The following is a 24866-nucleotide window of genomic DNA, read 5'->3' on the forward strand; positions in this document are numbered from 1 at the left end:
ACCTTGATTAGAATAAGTGATCGTCCATTGTCATGTTTTTATCCGTCTAGTTTCTTGATGTTAGACCTCATTTGCCGATTTATATTGGCTTGGCGTTTGTCCTGTGATGTGTTTGAACACCTTATTAAATGACGCTTTCGAGCTAAACCCAGAATCAAATGCAATGTCCGTCAAAGATTGTTTATTGGCTTGGCGTAAGGATTGACAAACATAGTCGACACGATAGCCATTAATATATTCATTAAAGGATTTTTTCGCACAGACATTTATTGCCCGTGAGATATCTCGGCTTTGTAATCCTGTTAATTCACTTACATCATTGAGTGTTAACCGTGGTGTCAAATACCAAAAATTGTTACTAACTAAACGGTCTAATTCAACAAAGATTGGCGCATAATCCCCTTCAGCTTGTTGTGTATTCTCAGACTGTTCTATCGTGCTTTCTGTTAGCTTTTTTAATGGGTCTTGGCGAGTACTTGGCATCTTATTCTGCAGCTGCAATTTAACAATAATCAGCATGGCGCTGATAAGCCAAATAAAGTTATTTAAGCCTTGCCCAAACACATTAAGTTGCACCGGAATGGCATGTTGTAAATTTAATCGTATCAGGTCGAGAAGATTAAACGTGGCGCTGATGGCTAAAATCCAAATAAGCCAGATTAAAGAGAACTCATCTGAATCGGAGCGTTGTTGATCGAGTAAACGCTTATAGTTGAGTAACAACAGTACCGTTAACAACGCATACACTAAGCGCCACAGCGTGCCGATAGCGATAACCACTTCAACATAAGCAGTTACCAGTAAAATCGGCAAAACCGGAAATAAGTGTAGCAATTGTATTGTATTTAACTGCTTTTCAATGAGTAACTTAATCGCCAAATAGCTCGCGGGCCCAAACAACATAATAAACACTGGGCTTATCAAATATATATCACGTGTTAGCCCTGATTCTTCTAGGATATTGATGCAAGAAGCGATTGCCGTCATCAACAGCAATAAAGCTATTCCACGATATTCTTTGCCTTTGCTTTGCCACAACAATACCGCCCCTAATATACCTATGGTGGTGATACCAGCCTGAATCAGATTGACAAAATTTAATTGTTCCATTTGAGCGATGCTCGTCCTTAGCGCTTATGCCGTTTTAAGTCGACTTATGCCGTAACCTTTGCCACGAAAAGTATGACATGTCATACCAACATTAACCCTTTGCATGGCGTCTGGTCAAATTTATAAATCATAGTTAGTTCCCTGAATTTAAAACAAAAAAATCCGCAGACAAGCTACGGATTTCATTTGAAATATTGTCATTTTTTAGCGGTAACAACGGCGCCTTGCTAGCAACAACAATAGCGCTGAAAAACATAGGCTTAGAGCTCCACCCGAGCTTGATTCTTCACGCTCAGGCTGCGCCATAAGGTTGACGGTAACCACTTTTTCAGCATCTAACATCGGGCTGTCAAATACCACGGTAAACGAGTTTTGTTCGCTTGCCTCTCCTTTTCTTAGACGTCGAATGCTGATGGTTTTTTCCGTTTCTCCGGCTAAAAATTTAACGCTGTCGTTGGTATGCACATAGTGAGTGCCCGCTAGCGCTGTATCATCAAACGTTTCAAAGTGAACCAAGATTTCACCTTGGCTAGCGTCATCACGGGTTAAGGTGATATTAGCACTCGATGCGTGATAATCAACATCAACAACCGCTGAGCGCAATACTATGCGACCAGTGGCGGCTTCATCATCACCAATAACCACTTCAGTTCGTTGTACGTCGCCATCGACATCAGAGGTTATTTCAACATAAAAATTGCGATTAGTGGCGTTTTGATAATCATCGCCAATCAACTCAATTTTAATCATTTTGCTGCTATCGTTTTCGCCAAAGACCACATACCCACTGTCACCAACAAAATCGCTGCCCTCTTTCGCCGTACCTTCAACCACGTTGTAACGAATCATTTGCGAACCGACAAAATCGCCGCTTCGAGTTAATTCAATGACAGCGGCTTGCTCGCTCTCATTTACAACAATAGAGTCACTGGTAAAGTCAAATCGACCGGGCTGCTCAGAATCGTTATCCTGAATAATAAGCTTAGAGATCGTACCTGACTCGACCGTCAATCGCTTGGCAAAGTTTAAGGCGAGATCTATGGTGGCGTTTTTACGATACACATCGTTATCAATAATGCGTACTTTAACTTCAGCTTCTTTGTCACCTGCGGCAAATTCCGCGCGAGGGAATCCTTGCGAAAAATCAACCCCAGCAACCGCAGAGCCAGGGTTACTTTTACTGATCGCAGCGACTTCGACGCTGGCGCTTTCAGAGACATCGCCATCGCGTACCAAGGTTACCGTCGCCCATTGTTGATTTTCATTTGCCAAGTTGATCACTGACTTAAATGAAACCACAGAGCTTGTCTCTGGTCGCTGACCGTTGTTGGCCATACCTGGTAGTGTTTCAGTAACAACTTTTACGTTATTGTTTAGCTCATCACCACAGGCTTCACCTTTATAGGTGACAGTAGGTGATGACAATACCGGCAAAGGGTAATTATCGTGTCCATAATAGGTGTTCATTATGGTTGGATGACCGTTACAGCTGCTCGCGTGAGCATAATCACTGATACCACCAAAGTCCATGCGACGGTTCGCAGGCAAGGTTGGGTTATCTTTATAATACTGACGGTGTGCACGCGCCATATTATGAATAAAGAACCAACGACTGGTAAAGGTGTTGCGACAAGACACTTTATTACCGCCTAATAGTGTACCGTATAGGGTATCGGCGCGATTTTCTTCATCATCAACAACAAATTTCGGTAAACCAATATCGTCCAATTCATATTCTTGGCGTAAAATGCCACAGAAAAATCCAGCGCCACCAATCCATGAACCTACGTAATCGACACCGAAATCCATCAGATATTCACGCAGGTTTTCGGCCCCCTCTAATTCACCGAACATGAACTCTCGACCGGCAATATAATCACGACTGTTCGTACCTTGTTCGAAGAATCGAGCATCTTGTCGTTCGATAAATACCGGATTCAAATAGAAGTCGATGCCACTGTTATCTAAAATATCTTGTACCTGATAGTGAGAATACAATATCGATGCTCGCATACCCAAACGACCATAACGTGCTTCAAGCAAGTGGGTATATACATATCCAACATCAACATTTAGGCTGGTTAAAGGATCCGCGGCAACAGGCTCAGCACCGTTAACCAACAACTCACCCTTATTTGGTATACGCCAATCGGCGGTAAACCATGCACTACCGCCAACCGCTGTATGCGGCATCAAGGTGTAGGCATTAACGCCATTACTTACATCACCAAACCAGCGAGTATCATCACCTCGGATCAAGCGCAGAAAATGGCCTTGTTCATTCTCACCATATAGATGCAATAAACCGTACTTATACTCGGTTCGAGTATTAAATGAAAATTGCTCACCATCTACACTGAAGGTTATTAGATCGGCACCAGAAATGACATGTTCATTGAACAAGTCGTATGCCGCAGTCAATAATTCAAATGGGTTTTCTAGCTCAGAATCGGCATTACCATTGCTAGGTAAAATACCTGCGTCAGTAAACACAGGATCGCTAAATTCATCCTCTCCAACATGGTTATAGTGTTGCTCTGGAAATTTATATTCCGCATCGTCGCTGCTATTCGCCAACACTGTGCCACTATGCACAGCGAATGCGACAGATAAAGCAATTCCGGTTATTTTTTTATAATTCATCATTATTCTCCACAAAGGCAGCTAATGCTGCCCTATTCGCTTTAACCTTTAATAGCTCTGAAACGTAATACTGCCAACAGACTGAACAGCAGCATCCAAACACCGAAACTACCACCTGAAGAATCATCTGAGTCTGGCTCTTTATCTTTGATTTCTTCTTCTGTTGACGTTTCATCGCTGTCTTTGCTGGTGCTACATTCGTCACCAGAAAAACCTGATGTTGCCAATACGGTGACATCAATCACAGCCATTGCGCGATCGTCGTTGTTGTAGTCATCAACCACTTCCACTTCGATTTGCGTCTCTCCGGTGAATGAACAGTTAGCATCAATAGTCAACATCGAACCAGACACTTTGCCATCAACCGACAAATTTAATTCGTCACTGTATGCACGGATGGTATTTGAGGTGACATTTGAATCAGCATAAAATACCGGTACATTGATGCTGCTACCTTGATTTAGAACCACACTATTGAATTTACCAATGGTAATTTGGCTTGGCACATTAACGATATAGGTTTGATCGACAACCGAGCCTCCAACCGCCGCTTCAATGTTCAGTTCCAGTTCTTCACCTGCACTTTGATCATCGACACGTACCCAGAAGCTAAATTCTGATGCACTGTAGTCTGGGCCATAATAGTCGTAACAGATAACCAAATCGTCGTGAATCACCTCTTCAATGTTATTAAAGGCAAAGAACTCACGTCTTGGCGGCTTAATCAAACCAAAGAAATGAATATCCGATTCAAGGCCTTGAAAACCAATGACATCGCTGCGATTAAAGTTGGCATCGGGTGCCATCATATCGACGTTGTCGTAGGCAAAAATAAGCTCGTATTTACCCGGTAAATGCGAATGCTCTAAATCAAACCAAGCTTGGAAGTCAACGTTATCATCTAAACGAACACCAGCGTCTTGCGTATGGGCATTATCCCATTCGATCATCGCTTTGTATTCGATGCCATCGGCGAATAATGCCATGCTCATCCCCTCAACTACGTCCGGGCTTTCACCTGGCAATAGATCGCGACCAGATTTCAATGCAACCGTTTGCTCATAGGTCACACCTTTGCGCATAAGCGGCGCAATTAATACTTCATTGCTTGGCCAAATAAGTGGGCTGAAGAATTTGGTATCTACAAATGCCCCCATGCCTGCAGAAACATAACCACGTGGCGATACTTTAAATTCACTATGGCGACGAGGGCCGTCATACAAACTAACGTCATAACCACGGCTGTCGAAATAGAACAATTTTTCTAAATCAACATAGGTGTCTTCCCCCCACATGTTACGAGCATAAAGAGGATTTAACTTGGCCAAATCGACATAGCCACCATTAGGACTTGAACCATCATAATAGTTGCCAACCGCTGGTGTGCGACACTGCGCACTGTATCTATGGCTGCCATCAATCACATATGGATGATTGCTGTTTTTCGGGTCTTGCGGATCGATGTTGGTGGTCATCACATAACCTTTACCAAGACGATGTGTATTAGGTTGATATAGAGACAACTCCATACCTTCACCGTTTTCCATCTCCTGATAACCGGTGACAAAACGGCCATCGCCACTGATGGCACCACGCACATAGGTGATACCTTCAGGTAAATCGACTTTCAGACTTACCGGACGATCGTAGCCCGACATATTTTGCGCAACATCCAAGTTCACTTTCATATAGCTGCCAGGTGCTGCAGATACAACATTGTCTTGCAGTTCAAGGGCGCGAGTGCGCTCGAAGCTAATCGATACTGGGTCATCTTCTCGATACAAACGTACTGGCACGGTGCCCATATCGGCAGCAGTGGCAAATTCATTAGAGAATAACTCAACCACAGCAAAACGCGCTTCATGCTTTTTCATCGGCAAGCTGTATACAAGATCCAGTTGCAGCGCACCTTGTGCTGGGTTAGCTGTTTGTGGCGCATCTAAAATCATGTGACTTGATAGATCGTCTGATACCACAGATACCGCGTAATCATAGGTATCCAATAACCATGACGAATAACCAGGGAAGCTATCGTTCACGTTTTGCATTAATACCCAATAACGACCAGGTTGTGGATCGATGATGTAACAGAAGTTACGTAGGTTCTCTGCCATAGAGGCACAGCTACCTTCGTGTTCAAAGTCTAATTGACCCGGATTGATCATGTCGCGACCAACCGCCATCATCAGCGTACCTTGTGCAGCTTGTAACTCAGGCAAAGAATGTGCATTGGTGGCTACTTTTCCTAGCACATCAATGGCCAGCATTTTGGTGTTTTCTGGCACATCAACCCAAATCAATTTGGCCGATTTTTCTTTATGTGCGGTTGCAAAGTCAAAGTTAAGCTTGGTCTCATCTAGTGGTAATTCAACACGACCTAACCATGTTTGACCATAACCAGTACTTGCTTGCAGCTCCACCACACCACTGCCTGTTTTAGCAAGTTCACCGTGTTCATCAGTATTGATGTATTTGATGTTTTCTTGATGATATACCTTAGAAATCATGCTATCCGTTGACATCGCAGGCATGCTTAAATCCACTGGGTATCGACCCGTTTCAGATGATGCTTGTGCCTGAATCAAGGTTGGTAATGAGTCATTATCTAATGACACACCTACAGGTAAGCGAACGTCAGGAATGCTGATATCATCGGCGACAAGGCGCACTTCACCACCGGTGTAACCGGTACCATTAGTGACATAGTCAGACTGGTCTTGGGCAATACTACGATCAATTTTAGCGGTGAACATAATGGTGATGGTCTCGCCTTCACTCAATTCAAAGCTATCCACTGATGAGCTGATTTGTACCGCTGCATCAAGCTTCTCAATATTCACTGTCCAACGACCTGCGCGTTTCGCCGTAAAGGTACGTAACCAAGTACACACTTCAGGGCAGCTACCATCAAACATGTACGGCATATTCAATTGGCGAGCGTCACCGCCGGCGCTTGGGTTTGCCGCAATCATATTGTCGAGCGACTCATCAAGTGCCAAACCAGAGTTAATCGCTGATTTTAGATTGATAATGCCGGTACCAACATGCCATGAGCTGACGTTGATAACTTTCATGTATTGAGAGATTTCGATCATCACCAATACACCATCTTCGTCGTAGACTAGCTCGCCATTTTCATCCGTTGCAGGAACTAAACCAACCGATTTAATATGATCTGGATTATTTTCATCATAATCATTTTCATTCATGTAAACGGTACGGTAGGCCACTTCACCAGAGGTCATGGTAAGCGCTGATTCACGTTCGTGTTGAGTCCACTCTGGGCGAACTTGTTTAAGAATAGCCAATGTACCAGCAACAACTGGTGTAGCCATTGATGTACCACTGTTGAACGCCCAATCTGCAGAGTTCCAACCTTTGTCTAAAATTGCATTATCCGTCCATGGAGCATAGATATTTACACCTGGCGCCATCACTTGAACAGGCATTAAATCTTCTTGATAATAATGCGGACCTTTTGAGGTAAAGTTGGCTAAAGTGTGATTAATACGCTCGTCGTCTTCGTTAATAGGCACAACTTCAATAGTTTGTGACGATAACGTAATGCGACGATCTTTTTGCAGCTCCGTCAGGCTTGATGGCACATCACCACCTTTAAAGAATGGAGCAAAGTCAGTCACCCAAGAGTCAAAACGAACATTTACAAACGGGATATCCGCTGGGAATTGATACACACTGCCGTATGTTTCCACATCGTTATAGACCACTATCGATGCCTGCATTTCATCGCTTGCACGGCCGGCTAGTTCGGCATCGCGCTCTGCAACTTCAATAACGTTTTTACTCTTTTGTAAATAGCTAATGTTGTTACCGTTACCACGGGCACAAAACACCACAGCATTATCAAAATCGAAAAGTTGTTGCGGGTTATGCGGATCACGCCATTCGTGCAAGTTTTCACAATAACGGTCACCTTCAAATACACGCATTTCAGGCTGCAAGCCAACCGCACGTGATTGCACGCTTGAGTCAGGTGCCTTGCTCGAACCTTTAAACGTTGGTGTTGGCGCTTTGTAATCGGTGATCACTGGGCGATTTGCAATAACACCAAAACTATCAGTTGATGCACCTGGGCCTGTGCTGTTTTCATAGATACTGTAATCAACATCACGATCGGCTGGCGCTCGTACGCGACATTGGCCTAGCGTTGGCTCATCAATGGTTGAGTTTTCGCCATCACCATCTCTATCTTCTGGTACACAGTTTTCTTCTTCGCTGTCTTTACAAGAGTCACCATCCCAATAAACGATGGCGTTTTTGTTATTCCAAGTGAAGCCATTGTTGAATTCGGTTTCCATGTACGGTTCAACACCGTAAGCACAAACCACACCTTTAGAACCACCGAGTCGACCACGATAATTAGGGTGAGCATCATCTACTTCGACATCAGGACAATAAAAACGTTGTTTGCTTTTTTGCTCATAAGGCGAGCCAGAATCTGTTAATGATGGGAATATCACATCATCATTACTAAGACAGATTGATTCACGGGTTGTGTAGTTAGTTGGAACGTTACGGTTGATATCTAAACAACCCCACTCTTGGCCAGAACCCACTTCGTCTTGTGCGACCCATTCGGTACCAATCAAACAATTGGCAGGGTCTTTTTGATCCGGTAAGTCATCAATCTCAAAACTGTCACATGATAGCGTATCTGGATCACGGAACTCATCGTCCTTACATTCCAGATAACACAAATCATCGTCAAGCATTTCAAAGCCAACTTTACACACCGGGCCTTCTGCACAATCATCTTCAACACAGGTACCCATGAACTCGCCTAATACAGCGCGACCATCTTCATGATCACCAGAAATGTTGTACCATGCTTGACTCAAGTTGATAGGAAATTCTTCACCATCGATACTTGCAGGAACAACCGAACCGGTTGTCATTTTGTCGTCAGAGGTTGTGCGTTCACGACGGTTAGTTTGCGTCGCACCAACGGTCATTATCCATGGCGCAGCATGTTTTACCGACCCTTGATAACCATTGTTACCTGCAGAAACAGCGATGTGCATGCCCGATTCGCGAGCAGATAAAAACGCCTGACCTAATGGATTCTCCCAGGCATCGTATGGCGCACCACCCAATGACCAGTTCATTACATCAACACCATCTTCAATCGCATCTTCTAATGCTTCGACCATAACGTCGGCAAGACAACCGGCATAACCCGAGTTACTGTTGGCTGAAATACACACTTGATAAGCAATGATGTTGGCGCGTGGCGCGACACCACTGACATTACCAATTGGCTGTTCAGAGGCTTTTAAACCAGGACCTTCAATGGCGCGATATAAGTGATGAACATCTTTAATGGCATTACCCGCAGCGGTACCAGCGGTATGTGAACCGTGACCGGCATGATCTTCACCTACCGGTGGAACTGCGTAAAAGCGGCCATTCTCTTGGTGTAAATCAGCATAAGATAATTCACGCTCTTCAAGCATGTGATTGATCAAATCAGTTTTACTGTATTGGTCTGTTAAACGTTCATATGAACGAACACCTATAAGCTTGTCATTACACATGTGCTCAAAGCCATGCTTATTACAATCACCGACATAGTTACCTTCGCCCCATGGATTAACATGGTCATATAGCTCAACGGCTTCCCATGTGACGCCGCTTTCATCGGTATAAAAACGTTGGCCACCAAAGTCGACAAACGATGGGTGGTCGGTATTGATACCAGTATCACTGACACCAACGATGATGCCTTCACCTTTAGCACCCATTTCCCAAATATGGTGGGTGTTGATGATATCGTGAGCACCAGTAACATCGTTGTCAGCATTAACCAACGTTTGTACCTGGTGGGCTGTAACACGATGAATATTTTTCACCGATGCAAGCTCCGCTAAATGCGCCGCTTGTTGTTGCGTTAGCACGACAGTAATGGCGTTGATCGCCGTATCATATGAGGTTTGAGCTTCAAGTTCATATCCTAAGCTGCTTGCCGCATTAATAAAACTGTCTTGCTTAGCGCGCAAGTAGTGTTTGTACTTCTCAACACGTATTTGATAAGCATCCGATTTTTTAATAAATCTAAGATCAACGTGACCATCAGCACCGGCAATTAAACTGCCTAAGCCTTGCTTGGCGACCGTTGCTAGATTCGTTGCTGCCAATCCAGCAATGCCACCGGTATATTGCGCAACCGGGCGATCTTGCAGAGTAATAAAATAACGATGCTCACCTTCAATCCCCTCTTCAGGGGTAAATTTAACCGGTTGAGACATATGCTGATTGACACCGCCAACCAAAGGTAAACCAGTAATACGGTTAACAGACGACAATTTTGAGTCTGTTGACGTTGGTAATTCCTGATGCTCGAAAGAACGAGTCTGTTTCAAGTTGTCAGGCAAACCGGAATTTGCAAGATCCGGTAGTGCAATGCGATCTTTTACTTCGGGTAAGGTAACAGCAGATGCTGCAACCGCGCCCATATAGAGCGTGGAGCAAGCTGCTATAGCTATTTGCTTTAATTTCACCTTAAATTCCTCTTCATATTGGGCAGATAATCTGCCCGTAACAATTCACACAACCAATAACGCGAGCTATTAGAAGTTGTGTTCAAAACCAAAATAGAACTCTCTGCCAATGGCAGAACCTGCGTAGGCACCAATGTTGTACCAAGGCCATTCATGGGCCAGGAAGGTATCGTCATCTGGTGACTCTTCATCAAACACGTTATTTACGGTGAAGTTGATGCGGGTATCACCTTCGTTGAAGGTGTAACCAAGAACTAAGTTGGTCGTGATGTAAGGGTCTAAACGTTTCTGTGATATACGTTTTTCTGCATTTTCGATTGGCTCACCGCTACTCGGATCAATCGGCATATCGTCTTCGTCAAACACGTAGTCGATTTCTTTACCGGTATCAATGTCGTATAGCGCATCGTTGCCATCATCGTTTTGAATCGGTTGCGGGCGACGCGGACCTAAACCACTCTTGTAGCGCACATTAACGTTGGCGGTGAATTCTTGGTAAGCCCAACCTAGTGAACCAATAATGGTATCGATAGGCTCCGGGTTACCTAAAAGGTCATGAATTTCAACTGGCGGGATGCCGTCGCCTTCAATGGTATCGCGCTGGGTGCTGATGATACCGGTATGGCTGATTCCAAAGTTGAACACACCATAACTTTCAGTGAACAAGGTGTAATTAACCTTGGTATCGGTACCAGTTTGACGGTGCATCGCCAAGTTAAATGGTGTGGTATTAACACTTTCCAGATTACTTTGGTTTAGCTCACTGTCTTCACTCGGGGTACGAACGATAAGTTGATCGACTTTCTCACAACCAAAGGTAACGTTATCGCTGACTTCATCTTCATATGCACAAACAAACTCGTCATACAAAATGCCATTTAAGCTTGCCTGTTGAATTTGATCATTGATTTCCACTTCGTAGTAATCGAATTGGATAGATAAATTGTCGATAGGCTCCCACACAAAACCGATACCAAAGGTGGTACCGCTTTCGTTTTTCAGATCGCTTGCTGGCAATTTATTGGCTAAGAAAGTCGCCGAGAAACTGCGACAAGCAGATTGATAAACACCGGCATTTGGACCATTAGAGAATTCTTCTGGTGAAACACCTTCCGGTGCCCAAATTTGCTCGTAACAACCTAACCAGTCAGTACCACCGCTGTAGAATGAACTTTCGGTATAGATGGCTTGTAAGTCTGGGGCTCTGAAAATACCGGAATATGAGGCACGTACCAATAAATCATCAAGTGGACGATATTCAAGGCTGATCGCCGGAGTCCAGTCACTGTTTACCGGACCGGTTGCATGATATTCATCGTAACGAATCGCACCGGTAGCGCTTAAGTCATCAAGAATTGGCACCTTGATTTCCAAACCAGCTGAGTAACGGTCACGCTCACCTTCACCACCAAAGCCGGCAAAGTTATACCAACCTTCACCAGGATCTGCGGTCATCTTATCATCGGCGTTATACTCAAAGCCTTCGTGCATATATTCAGCGACAGCAGCAAACTGCACGTAGCCACTGGGAACTTCAAATAAGTCACCAGATAGAACCGCCGTGGTCATGTACGAGTAGGTTTTATTTTCTTCTTTGGCGCGACCAAAAAGATCATCGATTGCTTGCTGATTTAGCGGGCCGAATACACCTAATTTGGCGTTACCATCGTATACAGGTGAGCCGAAGTAGCTCAGCTCAGTGTCTTTATTAACCATGACTTTTTCGCCAAAGAAATACTCTTCAACCATTTTATGGTCCGCTAACGTACGAGCGGTATCCATGGTGTATTCACTGTGGGTGTAACTCACTTCCCACTGGTAGTCATCAAATACATAACCTTCTAGGCCAAGCGACACACTGAACGCTTGCTCATCAAAACTGGTCGATGTATCGCCAATCTCTTCTGAGCCCATTAAACGCAAGTGTGTTTCAAGGTGATGGTTATAGCCGTACTGATTACCCGGAATTAATACCGCGTTATCACCTTCACCAAATTGGAAAACAGGTGCTGCAGAACTTTGATCTTCAACCACACCTTGAATGTTGATGTAGCCGCGATCATTTTCTGCTTCAATGTCGGTAAAAATCACATCAGCGAAAAAACTGACCTCAGAGTTAATTTCGAAATTGCTCGAAATCATTGCTGAGATTTTAGTTTGACCGTTGCGAATAGTGCTGCGCTTGCCGATATCAAAACCGCAATAACTGCCGTATGAACCAGGAATAGAGCTTTCTTCATCACGGGCACGATATTGATATTCCTGGCCAGGTAATGAATCACATAGCTCTTTACCAGGATCAATATAGGTATCAGGCTGCAAGTCAGCAGGCAGGTTATTAAAGAAGGCATCGTAGCCCTGTGATGCAAGAGTGCGCACTTTTGCGGCACCGCGATTCATTACTGGTGTGCCATAAGGGTAATCAAGATCTGACGGCCCTAAAATGGTATCTGAATCAGCATATTCTAAAACGGCGGTAACATTACCGTTATCAAAATCCACGCCTTTTACGATATTAAAACGATACGAATCACCGTCGACATTATCCGGTGTACCGAAGGTACCGCCTAATGCTGTACCTTCATAATCGTTTTTCAAAATTACGTTAATAACAGCGGCGGCTGCATCCGAGCCATAAATTGCTGATGCGCCGGTAGAAACAACCTCAATACGTTCAACCGCTGCCATTGGCACCGAGTTCACGTTGACAACCGTCGCATTCGAATTATACGCCGCTGGATAATTGGCGATACGACGACCATTAATCAAAACCAAGGTGTATTGAGGACCTAGACCACGGAAATTTAATACTTTCGCATTTGGTGTGAAACCATTTGAGTTCTCATCACCGGTTACTGAACCGGTATTTTGCGAAAGATTTTGCAGGGCATCATAAACCGTCAAGTTACCTGCCTTGAGCATGTCTTCGGCACTGATGACTTCAACCGGTAAAGGTCCTTCTAGCGTTGTTTGGTTAATGCGCGAACCGGTGATTTGAAATACTTCAATTTCCTCTTCCGCTTCTTGGTATTCTTCAACGTCGTTATTGTTAACTTGTGATACTTCTACTTCATCAACTGCATTGTTCTGTTGCTGATTTGCATCCCTTTCAGCTTCCGCTCTAGCTGCTTGCGCGAGCAGCAGAGACGAAGTTAACAACGAATATCCCATCGCTCTTGTTAACTTGTTCAAGCTTAATTTCATAGTGTTAGCCTATACAGTGTAGTTATCGTTATAAATTACCCTGCAGGCCTCATAAACACTGACATCCAGACTTATTAAAAGCTGCAGAGATAAAAATTGCAGCCTCAGACTAATGTAATTAAGTGCGAAAATATGTGAAAAAAGGTTAACGAATGAACGCCTATGGAAGTGTCGATTTTCAAACACATAAAAATAACAAAAACAACAACTTATTAACCTATGTAACACCTTTCAATTGAGTGGAAATTTTGACAATTGGACAAACTTCAAACAGTTAAAATAACCCTCTGTTTTTAATGAATATTATCTACTCAAAAGCAAGTGTAAGGATAAACAAACCTCCCTATGCAGCGGCAAATTTACACTTTTTAACATCCGCCTAATATTTGCTCTTATAAAGTGGTGAGTTGATAACGTATTTCAACTCGGGGAAAACTATGAACAATCCATTCAAGCATCATCGATTAGCCATGCTGATAGCCGGCTCTTTGACAATGACCGCCTGTGGCGGCGGTGGCGGCGGCTCAGATCCAGATCCTATAGATCCTATAGATCCACCAACAAATGCTGCGCCAACCATAAGCGGTGCGCCAGAGGTTTCAACCATCAATGAACTTGATTCATTTTCATTCACGCCTTCTGCAAGCGATAGTGATGGTGACTCTCTATCGTTTTCAATCAACAAGAATATTGATTGGGCAACATTTGATAGCGCCACTGGTACGCTTTCTGGAACCCCGACGCTGGCTGATGCGGGCATCACGGCAGACATCATCATTAGCGTAAGTGATGGTAAAGTTTCAACGGATTTGACTGCGTTTGATCTAACCATTAACAACCTGGTGCAAGTAAGCGGTACAGTATTAGATGGCCCTATTAGTGGTGCGCTTGTTTACTTTGACGCTAATGCAAACAATCAACACGATGAAAATGAATTAGTGGTCACCAGTGACGCGCAAGGCCAATTTGAATTTCTATTAACTGCAGATCAGGCTGGCATGTACTCTGCGGCCAATATGAATGCTTATTTAGGTGAAGGTGCAGATGACATAACGCGTCAAGATGATGACTTTGCCTCAGCACCTATTACGCTTTCTACTTCAGCGTTAAATTTTGATGCCTCGACTGATGCTGTTGCGCCGGTTATTTCACCTTTCTCAACTCTTGCCGCTCATGGTGAATATCAATATTTACAGCAAATCACCAACTACCTGTCTGTTGATGGCGCTGAATTACTAAGCGATTTTGTTAATTCAGAAACCCTGTCTTCACAACAAAAAGACATGATCAGTTCACGTGCTGCATTGTTGGTTGATCACTTCCAAAATAAGATGTTAGCGAACAGCGACAATCTGGACACCGATAACGACGGCATCATCAACTCAGAAGATGATGATTCAGATAACGATTTGGTTCTGGATATGAACGATGCTTTTCCGCTTGATAAGTCGGCAAGTGTTGATGCGGACGGCGATGGTCACCCTGACTTTACAGTTACTTTCCTAAATGACTTAACGTTTGCTAACGAAGAATTGGAAAATTGTATTATTGAACAGCACGGTGAAAATGCCACGACAAACAATATTACTGATATCAGCTGTGACGGCCTTAGCAATGTAGACAGTATTGCCGACCTTGCCTACTTTACAGAGCTTGAATCATTAAACATCAGCAACTCATACTTTGCGGGTAGCGTTGACTTCACCGAATTTTCTCATATGACAAACATAACCTCTCTTGGTTTTGCATACAGTGATGGTGTTGATATTACTGACCTATATGGACTTTCGCATTTAAAAAGCTTGGATTTATCTGGCCAAAACATTCGTACATTAGATAATATCAATGGCCTAACAAATCTTGAGTACTTATCAGTTGCCAAGGCATCGTTTACTGATTTGGTTAACGAGTTAAACCCAGTTGCTGATTTCACGCCAATGTTTAACCTACCAAAGCTTGGCAAAATCAACTTATGGGATGCCGACTTTAATTACAGCCATTATAAAACGCTGATAGAGCGCAATGTAGAAATTGAGTCAAAACCAATTTTAATAGAGCACATCAATACGGCGAAAAAGTATATTGAAGACCGTGGTTTAATCAGCGTAGAAAATCACTTTAATGCCGATAACTCAGGTAATACTGACAATAAAGGTTCGGTTAGCAACTTCACGTGGTCAGTAGACAGCGAAGGTCGACTATTAGTTGATTATGATGGTGCAGGTTTGCCAATGCGTTATACCTGGATTGGCCAGCAAGACTTGTCTATGGGTGCACAACTTATGGTTGAAACAGGAACGTTAACGTATGCTGTGACTCGACTTGTTAGCTTAACTCCGTGGTTACTTGAAGGTAACTGTTTAGTTGGTGAACAAGACAACGGTGCAGGCGGCTGTGAAGAGTTACCTGACCTAGGCCCTACGGTAAACATTTGTGAAGAAGCCGGGTTAGATACAGCACTATTGGTTAAAGATCCTGAATACGTAGTACGTAATACCTTTATGTGTAGCAATGTACCGGCAAACTTGTGTGTTGAAAGCCACCGCGGTTTAACAGGCGAATCCAATGGCAAATGCTGTGCCTTCGGTAAATTCCCTGAGGTTGCAGCAGGTGAGTTGTCGAATGGCGATGCCGTTGCAGGCTCTTGTTGTAACGCCTCAGGATGTAACTACGTTGCTAATGGTAGCTTTCTAGAAGAGTTAAGTAAGCAATAGCAACACTGCACTTTAACGATAAAAGCCCGGTTTATTACCGGGCTTTTTTATCTGTGGTTTTGTTTGCGGTTTTGTCTGAGTTAATTGAGCCTCCCTAAATCAGTCATTATTGCTATTTTGGCCGCAAGGAAATTGACAATACCGTTTATTTCAGTACATTACTATCTGTGACCGACAAAGTTACTTACCCCAACTTGGTGGATTCATTACATCTCTAGTTAATAGGCCAGCAACCAAGTCTCTATTAGGAATCATAAAAAGTTTATGAACAAGCACTCCATTGCCATGTTTTTTGGTGTCATCGTTGCGGTTTTGGTTATCTTGCTAATTAACGAGTTCACTATCGTTGACGACTGTTTAGACCATGGTGGACGCTTTGATTATCAAACCGGTCAATGTCTGCTGGCTGACGCTAAGGTTCATGTAGCCAGTTTTACCAATTACCTCGTCGCCTTGTATTTCGTGTTAGCGATTGCGATAGCATTCGCGGGATCACGTTTGACGAAAAAGCTGTTTAAGCTTTAGCACAAACAAGATAAAGATCCGATTATGAATAAAGTAGAAATTACCTATTGCTCTCAATGTCGCTGGCTGATGCGTTCAACATGGATGGCGCAGGAGTTATTGGCCACCTTTGATGGTGACATTGACGAGCTCACATTGCGTCCGGGCAATGGTGGGATTTTTGAAATCGTCGCCAATGGCAAACTGGTTTGGTCGCGCAAAAAAATGGCTCGATTTCCAGAAATAACCGAATTAAAGCAATGTGTGCGTGATGCTATCGCCCCCAACAAAGATTTAGGCTGTATCGACCGAAAATCAGCTCACCCGTAATGACATGCCAGCAGGCGATTGATGGTTAACATCTATCGTCAGTGCGCACACACGAATATAAAAAAACCACAAAGCGAACTTTGTGGTTTTTTATTATACGCGTATTAATCGTCGTCTTTATCTCACTAGAATCTAGCAGATATCGACAATTCGACATAACGAGGTGCCGTCGTTGATGACACCAGACCATAGTCGGGATGGGTGTTGGCGATCATCTCAGGGTTAATTTCTTTTAACCTTGGCAGAGTAATGTCGCTCACTTCACCGGTTTCGTAGTAACGTGTTGCTTCAATCTCATTAAACACGTTTTGCACTTGTAATTGCGCTCTGGTATCAAAACCCATAATGGTGGTTTGATAAGTTAAGCTTAAATCAAGTACAAACGTTGTTGGTGTACGACCTTTTGAACCACGCGAGCTTGGCACAGATTCAGCAATATATTCCGGATTTTCAGGATCACTATCCGGGTCTATTACTTCTTCTTCACAATAGAAAGATGTTGGGCCATAAATGGAAGGCACAGCACCTGGATCAGGGTGATAACCAAAGCAGTTATTTGGACGTCCCGTTTGCCATGTCGCATTAAAGCCGACTGACCATTCTTCATTAAAAGCATAGGCACCGGTTAATTTGAAGGTATGACGACGGTCGTTCGGTAAATCTCCGTACGAATGGTCCATAAGTGCCGCATAGTCAAAACTTTGCGTAGCACCGGCATCTCGCTGACCAATATCGGAGTCAACCAAACCTTCGGTATTACCCCATGAATGAGACCAAGTGTAAGTTGCAGAGAAAGTAAAATCATCTTGCCAAGGGCGAGTAATTTTTAAGTCCCAAGCGATATATTTACGCTCTGCTTCTGGATACTGTAGATATTCATTTGGGATGGTAAAGTTTCGCGACTCTTTCGGCCCTTCAACCAAATTCCCATTCTCATCCACATAGTTATCGGTATCTACCCAGATATTCACCGATGAACCTGGGTTTGTCAGTACATACATCGCAGCTTGTGAGCCACTACAGGCAGGACAATCTTCATCAAATACTTCATCAAGATATTTTTCCAAACCACGTTGTACGGTAACATCTTCAATGGATTCGCCAAGTTCGCGATAAGTACCACGAATACCCCAAACATAATCGTCCCATTGCTGCTCAAAACTCATGGTATATTCGTCTTGATACATAGGTTCGATGTCCGCATCAACCAAACGACGCGTATCTTTTAGGGTGCCGTCAGCGGCGATTAAATCTAGTTCACTGTTACCTAGGATATCAGCGATACTTTCAAACTCTGAAGCAGGAATACTATCGAACTGATAATCGCGTTTGATGACATACAATTCTTTACCGGCCAGACGAATGTTGGTATTGGTTGCTACTGGTAGATAAAAACGGCCGAATGAGGCGGTAAATACCGATTCACCATCGCCAAAAATATCCCATGCTAAACCTAGGCGCGGGGCAATTTGTCCATCCATATTGATGAAGTCATCACCATTGATGTTTTTATTGGTAAATTCGTCATAACGCAAACCCAGGTTCAATACCACGTTATCACTCACTTGCCATTCATCTTGAATATAAACCGCAAAGTTTTCGGTTTCATAAGTACCGTTGTTATTTAAATCAACCGATTGAATGATATGGCTATCCTGCTGATAAATAACATCAGTAGTTCCTTCCAAATAATCGATCAGATTGTCTGTACCAACAGACATGGTATAGGTTCCAGAGCCGTAAGCATCACGGTTTTCGTAAGCTTCCAGATTTTCAACGTCAACACCAAATCTGAACTCGTGATCGCCCCAGAAATAATCGAAATCGATACGGAACTGATCACGCTCATTACGAGACGTACCAAAATTACCAACCGATGGACCGTGTAAAATGATACCTGTCTTGCTATCAACAATTCGAGTTTGGCCTTCATTCACTAAAGAACGATTCGATGTTTGAGATTCATTATGGCCTAGCATTGCAGACATGGTCAGATCACCATCAAGATAGTAACCTGTGTACTTCAAAGAATAGTTTTCACCACCCTCTATTTGCTCATAAGAACCAAAGTTGTTCCCGACGATAGGTGTCACGACACGACCATGGTTGGCGTCTTCAGCATTAATGCTAGGTTTAAAGTAATAGCTGCCAATCACCTTGTTGGTTAAGTCATAAGGCTTGGAGCTAACTTCGTATTCTCGTTCATCGTTAAAATAGGTAAAGTCTAAACGGTGGTCTTCACTGATATTCCAGTTAAATTTCGTTGCCCAAATCGCATCATCACTATCTGTTTCGGTATATCGCCATAAACTGGCGTTTTCACGAGTTTCAAATAATGGGTTATAGATCGCATAGAAGAACAAGGTATCTTTGATGATTGGTCCGCTAGCCCAGATATCTAAATCAACTTTTTCATAGGTGCGGCCATGATTAATTGAAAAATATTCCGTACCATAAAGTTCAGCACCAATATCGGTACGCTTAACATCAGGGCGGTTTTCACGTAACTCATCAGGAATGTAACGAGCATTAATACCGCCTTGAAATTCGTTGGTACCACTTTTGGTGGTGGCACTGATGATACCTACAGCGCGACCGTATTCTGCTGAGAAAGCACCGGTCTTAACCTGAAAGTCTTGGAACATTTCCCAAGGAAGCTGACTAAAACCTAGACCTGTTCGTACATCGGTAATATTAATGCCATCAATGTAGTAAGCGTTTTCAGCAACAGAAGCACCGGGGAACGACACCAAATTACCAAAGGCTGCGTCACCTTTATTGGTACCAGGTGCAAGTAAGGCTACTGAACTCATATCACGAGGTACAGGAAGAAGTTCCAGTTCATCTTTGGAAATAACCAAACCCGATTCAGTATTGGTGGTGTCAATACTGGCGATTGTGGTCGCGCGAACTTCAATGCGCTCGACACCTTCCTGATTCATACCAATATTGATAAGTGTTTTACCACCAATATTAACCTCTACATTGTTTTGTTCTGTCACTACATAACCATCTTTATAAGCAATGATGTTATAGGTGCCAGCGGGTAACAATGGGAATCTATATTTACCATCTTCATCAGATGTAATGGTTTTACTGTAACCGGTGTTAACATTAATAATGGTTATTTCAACGCCTTCAACAGGGGCATCGTTATAAGTAATCGTTTGCCCTGAAATATGACCTGTGGTCGCATCGGCCATAGCATGACCGGATGCGAATACAGTTAATAACGTTGCGGCAATCAGCGTGCGCTTAAATGGCGCGGTAACTTTATTTTGCATTTTTATTCTCTTTATATTTCCGCAAGTTAACGACTAAAATTGCACTTTAGTGGCGCGCAAGCGCGCTACTAAAGGTAAAAGGAAAATGGTAAGCCAGCCGAAACTGCCACCAGAAGATACATTCGACTCTCTTGGTTCAACCGTAACCATGGCTGAGGCAGTGGCACTATCACTGCCATCGGTTACGGTGATTGAAAATTCAAATGTTTGTGTGTCATCAACATTAGGAGCATTAAAGCTAAGCACTTGTGTACGAGCACCCTGCATTTGTACCGTGTCGCCGCCAATTTGCTGCCAACTGTAGAGTAAAGCATCCATATCACCATCTTCAGCAACCGCTTCAACTCGGACATGATCGCCCTCAGTGACAGTTAAATTAATGCTTTCGACCGTAGGAGCTATATTCACATCCAACAAGCTCACAATGACTTCCTTACTTCGGGAGTTGTTATGCGTGTCTGTGGCGGTTACTTCAAAGCGTAATTCTTCATTGCGATTGATCACAGGAGCAATAAAGCTAACCTGAGTACTGTTTGCATTGTTCAGTTCCACATCTGGACCAGAAATTTGCTGCCAGCTCACTTGAAAATCGTCGCCATCAACATCGCTAACATTGGCTGTTAGGTTTATGCTCGCTTGTTGACCGTTAGTGCGTTCAACAAAGCTTTGACGATTCTCTACGTTGATCATCGGCACGCGATTACCGCAAGCTTCTTGCTGTTCAGCTAAGGCTGCCGAAAAAGCAGGAGCAGTGGTGTTTTCGAAAGCGAAATCATCTATGAACCAACCGGCAGTAGGCGCTTGTTCGTCAGTACCGATAGCGAAACGAACACGAACGTTTTTGCCATTTAATATTCCCTCAGGGATGACAATACGCACATCTTCGCCGCCTGGTAATTGACCGGCATAACCCATGCGATAACCAAGTGGATTTTGGCTTTCCGCTATTTTGCGCTCGAATGTACCGTGAATTACCGCGTCATATGGATCAGACATAATGGCATTGAATTCAGTAATGTCTTGCCATTCACCGCCATCAACGCTCAATTCAATAACACCGCCATCCCAATACTCCAATGTCCAAGGTGCATCTTCTGGAGCGCCAGCTACACGATATTCCGCAACTTCAAACTCATAAACATGGAAAAATTCAAAGGCAAAATCACCGCTGTCATTAACCGTTACTTCTGGCGATTCAAGCGTTGTTAATACACGGGTTGGACTTGCCGCACCCCAGAACATTTGTCCTTGGCGAATACCTAAGGTATTGGCACCAAAGCCATTATCCAATACCCAAGGGAACACAGCGTTACCATAAGCTGCCGGTGAAACATTCTCAGCCGTTGTCTTCCAGTCTGCATAAGTAGCGGTATTATCGTCAAAGCGAGTTAACTCGTTTTGATTTCTAATGATGTCGGTTTGAGAACTGGTCCAGGCGGTACCAATTGGCGGAATAATTGCCTCTGGATTATCACTTTCAAAACTGATGTCAAAACGCACGGTCGACAATGGATCGGCACTATGTAACGTCACTTCGAATGGAAACTCGATTATTTCGCCATATTGATTGGCATGAAATGCCAGAGGTAAGCGGCCATCGACTAACTCAACACCATCCACAGCAAGTGTTACGTCAGAAATGGTATCGATAACGGCGTAAATACCGGTTAGTGGCATATTACTCAAATTTTTCAGATGTAAGGAAATCTGCATGGTTTCATTAACATCTAAAGACTCATCGATATCACAATAGAAGCCTGAATTACCAAGGTATTGATAATCGGCAGTAACGTTATCGACAACAAACGATGGGAATTGTGTGGCAAAGCCTTCACGAACATTATCGAATAAGAAGTCAGTACGATCTGGCGACACCGCATCCAAACCAAAACCGCGTTTAGCAAACGCTTTGAGCATGATGTCGAAATCACGCAAATCAGTTGCTGCGGTAACCGCTAACAACGCATCACGAGCTTCGGTAAACGTTGGCCAATAAGGTGTTATCTTCAAACTGGCAACCAAGTATTCCTTCATGCGTTTTTCAACCATGTCGAAATTCAGGTCACTACGTTCATTATGCAAAGCAATGTAAACTTCCCACAAAGCCGCAGTCCAGACTTCACCGGCGTTGTGTACTTCATTGTTCGGTACTGGATGCTCAGCATGGAATGAACCTTGCTCATGATCAGGTAATTCTGCACTGAAGGCGATATGACCCAAAGTCAATCCATTAACGTTCATATCCGTGGTATAAGGAAAACGTCGAATACCTTCGGCAAAAGAAGCATTACCAATCAAGTTACGGCCGACAAATGTCGACATCGGGATGTGACCAGCAAATTGCTCGTTTCCTACCAAGTTGCGATCGTCTTCACGCAGCATCAGCATCAAAGCAATAAAGTCAGACCAACCTTCACCAAGTGAAGCGCCCTGCCATTGCATCAAGCCCCAAGCATTGTGAATCAAACGGTTTGTCAGGTAGTGGCCCCACTCATGCGCAACGATACTGGTATCAAATGCTGAATGGTTTTGGTCCGTTTCTACTTCGACATCAATACGAACAGTCTCACCTGCATCAATAGACAGGTAAACCGGTTCGGCATGTTCGTAAGACAAGAATACGCCTGGAATTTCCATATCTGATCCATCGTCATTTGGCCCTAATGCCATATTGATGGTACCGCCAGCATTGCCAGCCGCGTTTACTTCACCTTCCTTTACATGGTTGGTCATCAAATAGGCTGTGGCACCTGCAGCTTGCGCATAAAATGCCTTTTGGAAGAAGTTACAATTACCACGACGAATAACCGCTGTTTTGCCACGCAATTGTTCTGGGTTTATCGCTGGCTCACATAAATCCTGACCATCGACACCTTCGCCGTCATAGGCAATAACCAATTCATTTTCAATGATATCGGCTGTATCTTTATCATCTTCAATGGTGAAGGTTGACGGACCAAACACTGAACGACCAAAGCGAGGAACCCAGAAGAATTTTTCACCGTTGTCATCAGTGGCATCGTCTTCAGTGTAAAACTCATCAAGCATGCCACGAATTTCAAAACCTAGTTCATACATACCCCATGGGTACATACGCATAATAGGTACTTGACCATCTGGTGGTGTCGCCATTGATGCGTTATTAGCAGAGTTAAAGTCGACGCGTGCTTCTAGCGGATCGCGCTGCAAGCCACCACGACCATAGTTGTCGTATTGGGCATTACCGGCTTTTTCGTCAAAACCAGAATCATAGAACCAATCATGCAGGAAGTTGTTTACGTAAAACATTGACGTCATCGCCGCTTTTACGTTGCTGTCTTCACTGGCAGGTGCACGATAGTTATATGGATAACTGAAGGTACCTGCTGATGACGTCATCAGGTAATAGTCACCGTTTTCAATACGCTCGTTTTCCAAGTCTTCGACTGGATCAAAGCCTTCTGGCGGAACTTTATCAACAAATGCCCATACGTTGTTGCCTTGCGCCAGTTGCGATCCAGCAGGCAACCAAGGGTCTTGGGTACTGACACCAGCATGGTCAATAGACACCAAATTGCTGTCACGTAAATGCTGTTGGTAATCACCGTAACTATGTGGGTCCAAGCCGATTGGGTATGGAGATACTTCAATAGTCGTTGGTGAATCAAACGGTTTAAATGGTGATTCCGTTTCTGCATATAAGCGATAACGGAAGCTATGGTCAGCTTCAAGTTTGCCTTTATGCAAGATGCGTTGGTTAACCGCGGAAACAATGTATCCCATCATTTCACTACGGGTTTCATTCTCAACCACACGTTGCAGGTTGATCATAAAGGCAGGCTCGACACCTTTGGCCATCGGGTAATAAATAAATTGCGCTGCAGACTTACCAAGTCCCCAGCTTTTGCCGTCTACCAAATCCGCTTGATTGTTAATTTCAAATTCATCAAATTTTCCGCGACGACCCAATGACGTTAAACCTGCATGGTTAACATCAACACCCGCATCACGGAATGCAGCAACCACAGAAGACTTTGCCGCATCGCCCGGAAGCGCTGACAATGACGCAGCTTCGCCAACAACTGGCGCAAACGTACCTGTGCTGGCTATCGCGTTAAGGTTCTGATCCATAACAACATTAATCTGCGAGCTAAACACATCAACACCGTTGACCTGTTGCTGATAGCGCATAATGATTGGACCGTGTTCACCCGCATGAACCGTGCTCACTTTAGCCTGACTGGCGCCGTTATTAATGAAGCCATGTTCGCTTGCGACTCTGGCAAAATGTGTCGCAGCGGCTTGTTCAATTTGTTGTTTTTTGTCTGCGACAAAATTTAATTGGTTTTGTTTTTCTCTGTTATCGAACCACTGAACTGTCGCTCGTTGCTGGCTGTCAAACTGACTAGCCATTTGATAAGGCTTTGCTACGCCAGCGTGTTGTTGGCTGCTCGTCACTGACTGTTTGAAATCGTGAGAGATAGCACCAACTGCAAACACCGTCATGGCTGAACTTATCGCCAGCGTTAATGGTAATTTTTTCTTCAACATAATCTTTTCCATATTTCTTCTTAGTAAAT

At 43.7% G+C, this 24866-nt stretch carries 9 protein-coding genes; 3 read left to right on the forward strand and 6 right to left on the reverse strand.

Going from position 1 to position 24866, the window contains the following annotated elements; genetic code table 11:
* Positions 1–60: 60 nt before the first annotated feature.
* The 4 genes from HII16_RS00395 to HII16_RS00410 form a co-directional block, all read right to left on the reverse strand.
* Positions 61–1110 (reverse strand): helix-turn-helix transcriptional regulator, encoded by a 1050-nt coding sequence (locus HII16_RS00395; RefSeq protein WP_169126443.1) that lies wholly within the window; start codon positions 1108–1110, stop codon positions 61–63.
* 204 nt (positions 1111–1314) lie between these two features.
* Entirely contained in the window at positions 1315–3756 is a 2442-nt protein-coding gene (locus tag HII16_RS00400) for a Calx-beta domain-containing protein (RefSeq protein ID WP_169126445.1), read from the reverse strand.
* Positions 3757–3794: 38 nt separating this feature from the next.
* Positions 3795–10271 (reverse strand): S8 family serine peptidase, encoded by a 6477-nt coding sequence (locus HII16_RS00405; protein ID WP_169126447.1) that lies wholly within the window; start codon positions 10269–10271, stop codon positions 3795–3797.
* A 69-nt stretch (positions 10272–10340) separates the two neighbouring features.
* Complete coding sequence (locus tag HII16_RS00410; RefSeq protein WP_169126449.1) at positions 10341–13475, reverse strand: TonB-dependent receptor; 3135 nt, start codon at positions 13473–13475, stop codon at positions 10341–10343.
* A 437-nt stretch (positions 13476–13912) separates the two neighbouring features.
* On the opposite strand from HII16_RS00410, the gene HII16_RS00415 reads away from it, so the two are divergent.
* The 3 genes from HII16_RS00415 to HII16_RS00425 all read left to right on the forward strand — a co-directional run bounded on the left by HII16_RS00415 (position 13913) and on the right by HII16_RS00425 (position 17023).
* Positions 13913–16189, forward strand: coding sequence for a putative Ig domain-containing protein (locus tag HII16_RS00415; RefSeq protein WP_169126451.1), 2277 nt, complete (start codon positions 13913–13915; stop codon positions 16187–16189).
* A 264-nt stretch (positions 16190–16453) separates the two neighbouring features.
* Positions 16454–16714: a hypothetical protein gene (locus HII16_RS00420; protein WP_169126453.1), complete on the forward strand. Its 261-nt coding sequence runs from the start codon at positions 16454–16456 to the stop codon at positions 16712–16714.
* A gap of 24 nt (positions 16715–16738) precedes the next feature.
* Entirely contained in the window at positions 16739–17023 is a 285-nt protein-coding gene (locus HII16_RS00425; RefSeq protein ID WP_211183353.1) for a SelT/SelW/SelH family protein, read from the forward strand.
* 125 nt (positions 17024–17148) lie between these two features.
* Here the strand turns inward: HII16_RS00425 and HII16_RS00430 are convergent, their stop codons facing one another.
* Positions 17149–20307, reverse strand: coding sequence for a TonB-dependent receptor (locus tag HII16_RS00430; RefSeq protein ID WP_169126455.1), 3159 nt, complete (start codon positions 20305–20307; stop codon positions 17149–17151).
* A gap of 33 nt (positions 20308–20340) precedes the next feature.
* Entirely contained in the window at positions 20341–24837 is a 4497-nt protein-coding gene (locus HII16_RS00435) for a M36 family metallopeptidase (RefSeq protein ID WP_169126465.1), read from the reverse strand.
* Positions 24838–24866: the final 29 nt, after the last annotated feature.

This window comes from Thalassotalea sp. Y01 (genome assembly GCF_012932945.1).
GTDB lineage: Bacteria > Pseudomonadota > Gammaproteobacteria > Enterobacterales > Alteromonadaceae > Thalassotalea_A.